This is a genomic window from Gemmatimonadota bacterium, assembly GCA_026702745.1.
GTDB lineage: Bacteria > JAAXHH01 > JAAXHH01 > JAAXHH01 > JAAXHH01 > JAAXHH01.
Genome location: JAPPBT010000002.1, coordinates 1 through 12619 on the forward strand (window position 1 = coordinate 1; position 12619 = coordinate 12619).

At 63.2% G+C, this 12619-nt stretch carries 7 protein-coding genes; all 7 read left to right on the plus strand.

Annotated features, from left to right (window positions below):
• On the plus strand, positions 1 to 405 hold a 405-nt coding region (rplJ, locus tag OXH56_00310; GenBank protein MCY3553739.1), incomplete at its 5' end, for a 50S ribosomal protein L10.
• Positions 406 to 459: 54 nt separating this feature from the next.
• Positions 460 to 837, plus strand: coding sequence for a 50S ribosomal protein L7/L12 (rplL, locus tag OXH56_00315; protein MCY3553740.1), 378 nt, complete (start codon positions 460 to 462; stop codon positions 835 to 837).
• Between the two features lie 123 nt (positions 838 to 960).
• A complete protein-coding gene (rpoB, locus tag OXH56_00320; GenBank protein MCY3553741.1) occupies positions 961 to 4755 on the plus strand; it encodes a DNA-directed RNA polymerase subunit beta in 3795 nt (1264 codons plus the stop codon).
• A 100-nt stretch (positions 4756 to 4855) separates the two neighbouring features.
• Positions 4856 to 9226 (plus strand): DNA-directed RNA polymerase subunit beta', encoded by a 4371-nt coding sequence (gene rpoC / locus OXH56_00325; protein ID MCY3553742.1) that lies wholly within the window; start codon positions 4856 to 4858, stop codon positions 9224 to 9226.
• 206 nt (positions 9227 to 9432) lie between these two features.
• Positions 9433 to 9804 (plus strand): 30S ribosomal protein S12, encoded by a 372-nt coding sequence (rpsL, locus tag OXH56_00330; GenBank protein ID MCY3553743.1) that lies wholly within the window; start codon positions 9433 to 9435, stop codon positions 9802 to 9804.
• A 44-nt stretch (positions 9805 to 9848) separates the two neighbouring features.
• Positions 9849 to 10319 carry a 30S ribosomal protein S7 gene (gene rpsG, locus OXH56_00335; protein MCY3553744.1) on the plus strand — a complete coding sequence of 157 codons (471 nt, stop codon included), beginning with the start codon at positions 9849 to 9851 and terminating at the stop codon, positions 10317 to 10319.
• 113 nt (positions 10320 to 10432) lie between these two features.
• Positions 10433 to 12538, plus strand: a complete 2106-nt coding sequence (fusA, locus tag OXH56_00340) for an elongation factor G (protein MCY3553745.1) — start codon at positions 10433 to 10435, stop codon at positions 12536 to 12538.
• Positions 12539 to 12619: the final 81 nt, after the last annotated feature.

Here is a 12619-nt window from a genome sequence, read left to right on the forward strand (position 1 = left end):
TTGCGGGCGGAGTCCGTGGAGTGCCGCGTCATCAAGAACGCGCGGACGCGCCTCGCCGGCGCGGGCTCGGGCCTGCCCGACCTTGGCGAGACCCTGGACGGACCGACGGCGCTCGTTATGTCGGCCGACCCGGTGGCCCCGGCGAAGGTCATCATCGATTTCGGCAAGGACCACGAAGAACGTCCCCGCATCAAGGGCGGGTTCCTGACCGGCGAGATCATCGACGCCGCGCAGGCCGTGACGCTTTCAAAGCTGCCCGGCAGAGACGAACTGCTGGCCAAGACCGTCGGCGGCATCGCAGCGCCGATCAACGGTCTGGTATTCACGTTGTCCGGCGTACTGGGCGGCCTGGTCCGCACCCTGTCGGCCGTATCGCAGCAGAAGGCTTCGCAGCAGGAGCGTTGAGCAGCACATCGAGAACATTAACGGCAGTATCCCTTAAATCCAATGGAGGTATGAATCATGGCCGTGTCCGATATCGTAGATCAGATTGAACAGCTGACGGTGCTGGAATTGAATGATCTCGTGAAGACGCTCGAAGACAAGTTCGGTGTTTCAGCCGCGGCAACGGTGGCTGTCGCCGCACCCGGCGCCGCAGACGCGGCCGCGCCGGTGGAGGAGGAAAAAGACAGCTTCGACGTCGTGCTGACCGGTTTCGGCGACAAGAAGATCCAGGTCATCAAGGTCGTGCGCGCGATCACGGGCCTGGGGCTGAAAGAGGCCAAGGCGCTGGTTGACGGCGTTCCCGGCGCACTTAAGGAGGGTGTCCCGAAAGAAGAAGCCGACGACATTCAGAAGCAGATCGAAGAAGCGGGCGGAACAGTCGAACTCAAATAGGCGGGAAGGAAAGCCAGGACCGGGTCCGCGCGGCAAGTGCGGCGATCCCGTCACGCGCACGGGGTCGTTGCCTTTCGTCCGCGGGTACTATTCACCTCCCTGCCGAAAGGAAGTGGTCAGCCGATGGATAATACCCAGATCACACGCCACGATTATTCCAAACTGCCCTCCATCATCGAAATGCCGAATCTTCTGGCGGTCCAGATAGATTCCTTCAACGCGTTTCTGCAGGCCGACGTGCCCGTTTCCGAACGCCTGAACCAGGGCCTGCAGGCCGTTTTCCTCGACATTTTCCCCATCACGGATATCCACGAACATTTCTCGCTCGAGTTCATCGAGTACATGCTCGGCGAGCCCAAGTATACCGTGCTCGAGTGCCAGGAACGGGGCATGACCTACGCGATCCCCCTGAAGGCGCGGCTGCGCCTGGTGATCCGCGAGGAGGGGGACGGCAAGAAAACGGCCGACAGCAAGAACGCAAAAGCCGAAAACAGGAAGGTCAAGGACATCATCGAGCAGACCGTCTTCCTCGGCGAGCTCCCCCTGATCACGGAGAAGGGCACCTTCATCATCAACGGCGCCGAACGGGTCATCGTGTCCCAGTTGCAGCGTTCCTACGGCGTGTTCTTTTCCGAAGAGACCCACCCCAACGGCAAGCAGCTTTATTCCGCCCGCATCATTCCCGAGCACGGCACCTGGCTGGAGTTCAGCCTGGACGTGAACGACGTGCTCTTCGTGCACATAGACCGGAAGCGGAAATTTCCCGTGACGCTGCTGCTGCGGGCCCTGGGCTACGAAAGCAACGAAGAAATCTACCAGCTGTTCTACGAGTTCGACGACGTCCGGTCCAACAAGGCTGCCGAACTGGTCGGCCGGAGCATCGGTGCGCCGGTGGTCGACAAGAAGACCGGCGAGATCGTTGCCGAGAGCGGCGAACCGCTCACGGAAGCGCTGGCGGAAACGCTGGCCGAAGGGAACGGCCACCCGGCCAAGGTCAAGATCGTCCGGATGGACCCGACCCGGGAGCCGGATGTCCTGGCCAATACCTTCAAGAAGGACACGACCTCCACGTCGGAAGAAGCGCTGTCCAAGATGTACAGCCTGCTGCGGCCGGGCGATCCGCCCAACCTGGAAACGGCCCAGGCCCTGATGGACCGCATGTTCTTCAACCAGAAGCGGTACAACCTGGCGGCCGTCGGGCGCCACCGGCTCAACAAGCGCCTGAACCTGGACGTGCCGATCGATACGACCATCCTGACGGCGAACGACTTCATCGCCATCATCGACTACCTGCTGAAACTGCGGCGGGGCGAAGGCGTCACCGACGACATCGACCACCTGGGCAACCGGCGGACGCGGTCCGTGGGCGAACTCCTCGCCCAGCAGTTCAATACCGGACTGACCCGCATGTCCCGGACCATCCGGGACCGGATCAGCCTCCACGACGCCGATTCGATCACGCCCCAGGACCTGGTGAACGCCCGGACGGTCTCGTCCGTGATCGCCGCGTTCTTCGGCAGCAGCCAGCTGTCGCAGTTCATGGAGCAGACCAACCCCCTGGCCGAACTGACGCACAAGCGCAGGCTCAGTTCACTCGGCCCGGGCGGCCTGGACCGGTCGCACGCCAGTTTCGAGGTCCGCGACGTGCACCATACCCACTACGGGCGCATCTGTCCCATCGAGACGCCGGAAGGTCCGAACATCGGCCTGATCGCCTACATGGGCACCTACGGCAGGATCAACCGGTTCGGCTTCATCGAGACGCCCTACCGCAGGGTCGAGAAAGGCCGGATCACCGAGAAGATCGACTACCTGTCGGCCGATCAGGAAGAGGACTACATGATCGCGCAGGCCGCGATTTCGCTGGACGAAGAAGGACGCATCGTCGGCCGCATCCCCACGCGCAACAAGGGAGACATCAAGCTGGTCGACCCCGCCGAGGTCGACTACATGGATGTCTCGCCCAAGCAGATCCTCGGCGTGTCCGCGGCCCTGATCCCCTTCCTGGAACACGACGACGCCAACCGGGCCCTCATGGGCTCCAACATGCAGCGGCAGGCCGTACCCCTCCTGCGCACCGAGGCGCCCCTCGTGGGCACCGGCATGGAGCGGAAGGTCGCCGTGGATTCGGGCGCGGTGGTGGTCGCCAGGCAGAGCGGGACCGTGACGCAAGTCTCGGCCGACATGATCACGGTGTCGCCGGACGACACCGATGATTCCGATCTCTTCGACACGCCGCCCGACGTGTACCCGCTGACCAAATTCAAGAAATCGAACCAGGAGACCTGTATCAACCAGAAGCCGATCGTGCAGACCGGTGCCCGCGTGGAAGCGGGGCAGGTACTCGCGGACGGACCCGCCACGGACCAGGGTGAACTCGCCCTTGGCCGCAACGTGCTGACCGCATTCATGTCCTGGGAAGGATACAATTTCGAAGACGCCATCGTCGTCAGCGAAAGACTGGTCAAGCAGGATATCTTCTCTTCCATCCACATCACCGAATTCGAGCTTCCCGCCCGCGAGACGAAGGTAGGCACCGAGGAGTTCACCTGCGAGATCCCCAACGTGAGCGAGGACGCCGTCCGCAACCTGGACGAATCCGGCATCATCCGGATCGGCGCCGAGGTGGGGCCCGGCGACATCCTCGTGGGCAAGGTGACCCCGAAGGGCGAACGGGAGCTGTCTCCGGAGGAACGCCTGCTGCGCGCCATCTTCGGCGAGAAGGCCGGCGACGTGCGGGACGCCTCCCTGAAGGCGCCTCCGGGCATGCAGGGCATTGTCATCGACACCCGACTCTACAGCCGCAAGGACAGCGACAGCGTCGCCCGCGAGAAGGAACGGGAGACCCTGCGCGAACTCGAGCGCGACTACCAGCAGCGCATCGACCAGGTCAAGGAGACGCGCAACGACAAGCTCAAGGAACTGCTCAAGGGCAAGGTGTGCGTCGAGCTGCGGGACGGAGAGACCGACGAAGTCGTGGTCCCGGCCAAGCGGAAGTACACGGACAGCCGGCTGGCGGAACTCGAATTCGACCGGATCATCCAGAGTGAGCGGTGGGTGGTCAACGCGGCCCTGAACGAACAGGTCCGGAAGGTGATCCAGGCTTCGGCCAAGAACATCCGGGAAATCGAGAACCAGCTGGAACGCGAGCAGGAGAAGATCCGGCGCGGCGACGAGCTGGCCCCCGGCGTGATTCAACTGGTCAAGGTGTACGTGGCCAAGAAGAGAAAGCTCTCCGTGGGCGACAAGATGGCCGGCCGGCACGGGAACAAGGGCGTGGTGGCGAAAATCGTCCCGGAAGAGGACATGCCTTACCTGCCCGACGGACGCCACATAGACATTATCCTGAATCCACTCGGCGTTCCGGGCCGGATGAATCTCGGCCAGATCATGGAGATCCACATCGGATGGGTCGCCAGGGAAGAGGGCAGGTATATCGCGACCCCGGTGTTCGACGGGGCGTCCATCGACGAGATCAAGAAGGCGCTGGACGACGCCGGCCTGCCCGAATCAGGAAAGAGCACGCTCTTCGACGGCAAGACGGGTCTGCCCTTCGACAAGGAAGTCACGGTCGGCTACATGTACGTCATGAAGCTGAACCACCTGGTCGAGGACAAGATCCATGCCCGGTCGATCGGTCCCTATTCCCTGGTTACGCAGCAGCCGCTCGGCGGTAAGGCCCAGTTCGGCGGCCAGCGTTTCGGCGAAATGGAGGTCTGGGCCCTGCAGGCCTACGGCGCTTCGTATACGCTGCAGGAGATGCTGACCGTGAAGTCGGACGACGTCAACGGCCGTTCCCGGCTGTACGAGGCCATCGTCAAGGGCGACAACCCGCCGGAACCGGGGATACCGGAGTCCTTCAACGTTCTCGTCAAGGAACTCCAGAGCCTGGCCCTGGACGTCCAGCTCGAAGAATGAAACGGTTAACACCTCACCACGGCGTTCCGGGAGAAGCTCCGGTCGCCGACATGCCGACCTTAAGGCTTGCAGCGACGATAATGATCAGGAGGTGTCACCAGTGGTCGATCTAATGCACAAGCAGCCCAAGAACCGCAGCACGATCCGGATACAGCTGGCCTCCCCCGAAACGATCCGCAGGTGGTCCTACGGGGAAGTGACGAAACCGGAAACCATCAACTACCGGACGTTCAAGCCGGAACGCGACGGCCTCTTCTGCGAACGCACCTTCGGTCCCGTGAAGGACTGGGAGTGCAACTGTGGCAAGTACAAGCGGATCCGTTACCGCGGCGTCATATGCGACCGGTGCGGCGTGGAAGTCACGCAGGCGAAGGTGCGGCGGGAACGGCTCGGACACATCGAGCTGGCCGTTCCGGTCTGCCATATCTGGTATTTCAAGTCGCCCCCCAGCCGCATCGGCAACCTGCTGAACCTCTCCATCAGGAACCTGGAACGGGTGATCTATTACGAGTCCTACGTCATGCTGGACCCGGGAGACACCGAGTACCAGATCGGCGAGATCATCGACCAGGACACCTTCATGGACCTCGAGGAGGCGGGCCATGAGTTCGAGGCGGACATGGGCGCGGGCGCCCTGCGCCGCCTGCTGGCCGAGATCGACATCGAAGAGCTTTCCGTCGAACTGCGGACCCGGGTACGGATGGAAACGTCGGTACAGCGGAAGAACGACGCGCTGAAGCGGCTGAAGGTGGTCGAGGCGTTCCGGAACTCCAACGGACCGGACTCCGACGGCAACCGGCCCGAATGGATGATCATGGAAGTGCTGCCGGTCATCCCCCCCGATCTGCGGCCGCTGGTGCCCCTGGAAGGCGGAAGGTTCGCCACCTCCGATCTCAACGACCTGTACCGGCGCGTCATCAACCGGAACAACCGGCTCAAGAAACTGCTCGAGATCCGCGCGCCGGACGTCATCCTGCGCAACGAGAAGCGGATGCTGCAGGAAGCGGTGGACGCGCTGCTCGACAACGGCCGGCGCTCGCGGGCCGTGCGGGGCGACGGGAACCGGTCCCTCAAGTCCCTCTCGGACCTGCTCAAGGGCAAGCAGGGGCGTTTCCGCCAGAACCTGCTCGGCAAGCGGGTGGACTACTCGGGCCGTTCCGTGATCGTGGTGGAACCCGAGCTCAAGATCCACCAGTGCGGGCTGCCCAAGAACATCGCCCTGGAACTCTTCAAGCCCTTCATCATCCAGCGGCTGGAAGACAAGGGCTTCGTGCAGACGGTCAAGAGCGCGAAGAAGATCGTGGAACGCGAGGAGCCCGAGGTCTGGGACATCCTCGAGGAGATCATCAAGGACCACCCGGTCCTGCTGAACCGGGCGCCCACGCTGCACCGGCTGGGTATCCAGGCGTTCATGCCGGTGCTCGTGGAAGGCAAGGCCATCCGCATCCACCCGCTCGTCTGCGAAGCCTTCAACGCGGACTTCGACGGCGACCAGATGCCGGTGCACGTCCCCATGTCCTTCGAGGCCCAGATCGAGGCCCGGGTACTGATGCTGTCCTCGAACAACATCCTCGATCCGAAGAACGGGCAGCCGATCTGCGCGCCCAGCAAGGACATCGTCCTGGGATGCTACTACCTGACCAAGGAACTCACGGGCTGCCGGGGCGAAGGCAAGATCTTCTCGAGCGTTTCCGAGGTGATGCTCGCCTTCGACAACGACCTCGTGGATCTCCATGCCATCATCAAGCTGCGCCACGAGGGCAAGATGATGGAAACGACCGTCGGCCGGGTCATCTTCAACCAGATCCTGCCCCCGGAGATCGGCTTCCAGAATGAGGTGTTCGACAGCTCGGCCATCCGGGACATGGTGGCCACCGTATACCGCCAGCTGGGGAACTACCGCACGTGCGTGCTCCTCGACGAAGTCAAGCGGCTGGGTTTCCACTACGCGACCCTTTCGGGCCTGACCTCGGGCATCGACGACGTGGTCATCCCCGACGAGAAGGCGCAGATGATCAGTGACGCGGAAGCCGAGGTGCTGTCCATCCAGGAACAGTACGAGGGCCACGCCATCACCGAGGGCGAGCGCTACAACAAGGTGATCGACGTGTGGCAGCACACGCGGACGAAGCTGAACGAGGTCGTCGAGACCACGCTGGAGCAGTCGGACGACGGCTTCAATCCCTTCTACATGATGATGGCCTCCGGCGCGCGGAGCAAGCTGGACCAGGTGGGACAGCTGTGCGGCATGCGCGGCCTCATGGCCAAGCCCCAGCGGAAGGTCGTCGGACAGGTCGGCGAGTACATCGAGACGCCCATCCTGTCCAACCTCAAGGAAGGGCTTACGGTCCTCGAGTACTTCACCTCCAGTCACGGCGGGCGCAAGGGACTGGCCGACACGGCCCTCAAGACCGCGGACGCCGGCTACCTGACCCGGCGGCTGGTGGACGTGGCGCAGAACGTGATCATCACCGAGGCGGACTGCGGCACGATCCGCGGCATCGAGATCGGCGCCCTGAAAGAGGGCGAGAACGTCATGGAACCGCTGGGCGACCGGGTACTGGGCCGGGTCGTGCTGGACGACATCTACGACCCCATCACGCGGGAACTGCTCACGGCCGCGGGCGAGGAGATCAACGAGGAAGTGGCCGACCTCATCGAACAGCGGGGCGGCGTGCAGTATTCTGCCGATCCCGACGCGGAGATGAGCGAGACCGTGCACATCCGGTCCGTGCTGACCTGCGAGACCAAGCGCGGCGTGTGCGCCCGGTGCTACGGCCGGAACCTCGCCACGGGCTCCATGGTGGAAATGGGCGAGGCCGTCGGCGTCATGGCGGCGCAGAGCATCGGCGAACCGGGTACGCAGCTGACGCTCCGCACCTTCCATATCGGCGGGATCGCGAGTCGCGACGCCACGCAGAACAAGATTACCACGAAGCAGGCGGGCAAGGTGGTCTTCACCGCGGTGGAGACCGTCACCCAGGAGAACGGCCTCCCCGTCGTCATCGGCCGGGCCGGCGAGATTACCATCCTGGACGCCGACGACAACCGTCGGGCCCACTTCTTCATCCCCTACGGCGCGGTCATGCTCACGGAGGACGGCGACGTCGTCGAGGAGAACCAGGCCCTGTTCGAATGGAACCCCTACAATATCCCGATCATCGCCGTCAAGGCCGGCCACGTGCAGCTCGAAGACGTCGTGGCGGGAGAGACGCTGCGTGAACAGCTGGACGACACCACGGGCATGCGGCAGAAGGTGATCACGGAGAACCGTGGATCCAGGGCGCTCCATCCGCGGATCTACATCGCGGACGCCAAGGGCAAGAAGAAGGACGAATACAACCTGCCCACCGGCGCCCACCTGCTCGTCACCGAGTTCACGGACCAGAGCAATACCGAACGCACCTACGTGCAGCCCGGCACGGTCCTCGCGCGCATTCCGCGCTCCATCGGCCGGACCCGGGACATCACCGGCGGCCTGCCGCGCGTCGCCGAACTCTTCGAGGCGCGCCGGCCGCGCGATCCCGCCACGGTGGCGAAGGTGGACGGCGTCGTGAAGGTCGCCGGCATCGTCCGGCGCTCCCACCGCCTCCTCGTCCGCGCCGACGACGGGTCGGAACAGGAATACCTGATCCCCCAGGGCCGCCATCTCAGCGTGCGCGACGGCGACCGGGTGCAGGCTGGCGAACCCCTGTCCGAAGGGTCGATCGACCCCCACGACATTCTCGAGATCCAGGGGGTGAACGCCGTTCAGGAATACCTGGTGAACCAGATCCAGGAAGTCTACCGCATGCAGGGCGTGAGCATCAACGACAAGCACGTGGAAGTCATCGTGCGCCAGATGCTCCAGAAGGTCAAGGTGGACGACCCGGGCGACACGGAGTTTCTGAAGGGCGAGGCCGTGGACCGCACCCGCTTCCAGTGGGAGAACGACCGCGTGCTGCGCGAAGGCGGCGATCCGGCGACGAACCAGCCGCTTCTGCTGGGCATCGCCAAGGCCGCGCTGAGTACCGAGAGCTTCGTCTCCGCGGCGGCCTTCCAGGAAACTACGCGCGTGCTGACCGAAGCGGCCATCAACGGCAAGCGGGACGCGCTCCTCGGACTGAAGGAGAACGTGATCATGGGGCACCTGATTCCCGCGGGTACGGGGCTGGACCGGTACAGCCAGATGCGGCTCGTGGACGAAGAGGGCAACGAGATCGAACCGCCGGTCATCGAACCGGAGCCCCTTTTCGACGCCGAAACGGTGAACGGAGACGCTGAAGCAGCGACCGCGGAAGCCGAAGCGAAGCGTACAGAAGCGGAAGCCGCGACCGCGGAAGCCGCGACCGCGGAAGCCGAAGCGGTGAGCGCGGAAGCCGAAGCGGCGAGCGCAGACGGGGAATCGGTAAGCGCGGAAGCAGAGGCCGAGACCTCCGAAACCGTACAGAACGTGGCCGAGGCCGAACCGCCGCCCGTGGAAACCGTCTGACGCGAGTGAAGAAGCAGGCCAGGACCGGGCGCCGCCTGGATGACGGCGGCGCTCGTTTTTTTGGCAAAAAGCGCTTGACACTGTAAACGGAACTGATTAAATTTCCCCACCTATGGCTTTTGGGGGAAATGCGATTTGACCGGGCTCCTGAAACCCGTGTTTCACAGGCTTGTCCGGGTCGGTAAAACAGGGAAGGTTGGGCGGAAATGCCAACGATTAACCAGCTCATACGGCACGGCAGGAAGAAGTCGCAGCGCAAGACGAAATCGCCCGCCTTGCGCGGCAGCCCCCAGAAACGGGGCAATTGCCTGCAGGTGAAGACGCAGACGCCCAAGAAGCCGAATTCGGCCTTGAGGAAAATCGCCCGCGTCCGCCTGATGAACGGCATTGAGGCCACCTGTTACATTCCAGGCGAGAGCCATAACCTTCAGGAGCACAATATCGTCCTGGTCCGGGGCGGTCGGGTGAAGGACCTGCCCGGTGTGCGGTACCACATCATTCGCGGCGCGCTGGACGCCAGCGGGGTGCCCGACCGGCGTAACGGGCGATCGAAATACGGGACCAAGAAACCCAAGTAGGCACAAAGCATAATCTGGTCGAAACGCAAGTTCGGGAGCATGAGATGGCAAGAAGGAAAGAAGTCGTAAGACGGGAACCGGAGCCGGACTGGAAGTACAACAGCGTACTGGTTTCCAAGTTCATTAACGGATTGATGCGCAAGGGGAAGAAGAGCGTCGCGGAACGCGTATTCTACCAGGCCCTCGATCTGATCGAAGAACGCACGAGCCAGGAACCGCTGCCCGTGTTCGAGAAGGCGATCAAGATTGTCGGCCCCGTCGTGCATGTCAAGTCCCGTCGGGTAGGCGGCCAGACCTACCAGGTTCCCGTGGAAGTGCGGGAAGACCAGCAACGGGCCATGGCGATCCGTTGGACCATAGAAGCCGCACGGGCCCGTTCCGAGAAGAACATGTTCGAGCGCCTGGCGGGAGAGTTTACCGCCGCCGCCAAGGGGGAGGGCGCCGCCGTCCGCCGAAAGGAAGAGACGTACCGAATGGCGGAAGCGAACCGGGCCTTCGCCCATTACAGGTGGTAGCGGCGTATCGATATCACGTCGAAACAGTAAAAACGGATCATCCCTCACGATGATCCGTACTTTATGAGGTTGATAACGCAGTGACTGAAACAACGATCAAGCCGAAAGAGAAAATGTCCGAAGCACACCGCAAGCAAGCTTCCGAATCGAACCTGGAAAAGACCAGGAACATCGGGATCATGGCCCATATCGACGCGGGCAAGACGACCACCACCGAACGCATCCTCTATTACACGGGACGCGTGCGGCGTATGGGCGAGGTCCACGACGGCGCCGCGACCATGGACTGGATGGAGCAGGAGCGCGAACGGGGTATCACGATCACGTCCGCGGCCACGACGTCCTTCTGGCGCGACCACCGGATCAATATCATCGATACGCCCGGTCACGTCGACTTCACGGTCGAGGTGGAACGATCGCTGCGTGTGCTTGACGGCTCCGTGGCGATTTTTTGTGCCGTGGGCGGCGTCGAGCCGCAGTCCGAGACCGTGTGGCGGCAGGCCGACAAGTACGGCGTGCCCCGCATCGCCTACGTGAACAAGATCGACCGCGTCGGGGCGGACTTCCACCAGGTCGTCGACATGATACACGAAAGGCTCGGGGCCAACGCCATCCCGATCCAGTTGCCCATCGGCGCAGGCGACCTGTTTACCGGGTCCATCGACCTGGTCACCATGAAAGCCCGCAGCTACCACGAAGACAACATGGGCGCCACCTACGACGAGCACGAAATACCGAAAGACCTGGCCGACTATGCCGCGGAACACCGGAGCAAGCTGATCGAGAGCCTCGCCGAGGTGGACGAGGAACTGATGGAGACCTACCTGGCCGGCGAGGAACCGACGGCTTCCGAATTGCAGGGCGCCATACGCCGGGCCACGCTGTCGGTCAGCCTGATCCCCGTCCTGGTGGGCTCGTCCTTCCGCAACAAGGGCGTCCAGGCGCTGCTCGACGCGATCGTCGACTACCTGCCGTCGCCCCAGGACGTACCACCGGTCACGGGCAAGAACACGTTGACCGGCGAACAGGAAACGCGGGAGAGCGTGCCTGACGCGCCGCTGTCCGGCGTAGCCTTCAAGATCATGACCGATCCCCACGTCGGCAAGCTGGCCTTCTACCGGATCTATTCCGGCACGCTGCCTGCCGGCTGTTACGTGCTGAATACCCGTACCGGCCGACGCGAGCGGATCAGCCGGATCCTGCAGATGCACGCCAACAAGCGGGAACAGCTCAAGGCGGCGGAAGCGGGCGATATCGTCGCGCTGGTGGGCGTTAAGGACGTAGCGACGGGCGATACGCTTTGCGATCCCGAGTGGCCCATCGCCCTCGAAGCGATGGAGTTTCCCAAGCCCGTGATGTCCGTCGCGGTCGAACCCAAGACCCGGGCGGACGAAGAAAAGCTCAGCCAGTCCCTCCAGAAGCTCTCCGAAGAAGACCCCACTTTCCGCGTACATACCGATGAAGAAACCAGCCAGCTGATCATCTCCGGCATGGGCGAGCTGCACCTCGAGATCCTGGTGGACCGCATGCTGAGGGAGTTCCGCGTGGAAGCGAACGTGGGGCGTCCCCAGGTCGCCTACCGGGAAACCATCGGCACGGCCATAAAGAGCGAAGGCCGGTTCGTGCGGCAGTCGGGCGGACGCGGGCAGTTCGGGCACGTGTGGCTCGAGATGGAGCCAGTGAAGGACGGGGACGGCGTGGAATTCGTGAACGGCATCGTCGGCGGGGTCATCCCGCGGGAGTTCATCTCTTCTGTCGAGGCCGGCGTCCGGGAAGCCGCCCATAACGGCGTGCTCGCCGGATACACGGTGCAGGGCGTGAAGGTCACCCTGTACGACGGTTCCTACCACGAAGTCGATTCTTCCGAGGTTGCCTTCAAGGTGGCGGCCTCCATGGCCTTCCAGGACGGCATGCGCAAGGCCGAACCCGCGTTGCTGGAACCGGTCATGGACGTGGAAGTTGCGGTCCCCAGCGAATACGTGGGCACCGTGGTCGGCGATCTGAACGCACGCCGGGGACGAATCGGCGGGATCATTCCCCGGACGGACGCGCAGGTCGTGGCGGCCACCGTTCCCTTAAGCGAGATGTTCGGCTACGCGACGGCGCTCCGTTCCGCCACGCAGGGACGGGCCGTGTCCACCATGCAGTTCTCGCATTACGCGGAAGTACCCGAGCAAATCAAGCAGGAGATACTGGAAAAGATTCGCGGCGGCGCATAACGGTTTATTATCTGGAGGATTTGCAGCATGTCGAAGGAAAGATTCGAGCGTACCAAGCCCCACGTGAACATCGGCACGATC

What these genes read in the sequence shown, in the direction of transcription:
- rpoB (MCY3553741.1), top strand. Translation starts at nt 961, where the DNA reads ATGGATAATACCCAGATCACACGCCACGATTATTCCAAACTGCCCTCC.
- rpsL (MCY3553743.1), top strand. Translation starts at nt 9,433, where the DNA reads ATGCCAACGATTAACCAGCTCATACGGCACGGCAGGAAGAAGTCGCAG.
- rpsG (MCY3553744.1), top strand. Translation starts at nt 9,849, where the DNA reads ATGGCAAGAAGGAAAGAAGTCGTAAGACGGGAACCGGAGCCGGACTGG.
- fusA (MCY3553745.1), top strand. Translation starts at nt 10,433, where the DNA reads ATGTCCGAAGCACACCGCAAGCAAGCTTCCGAATCGAACCTGGAAAAG.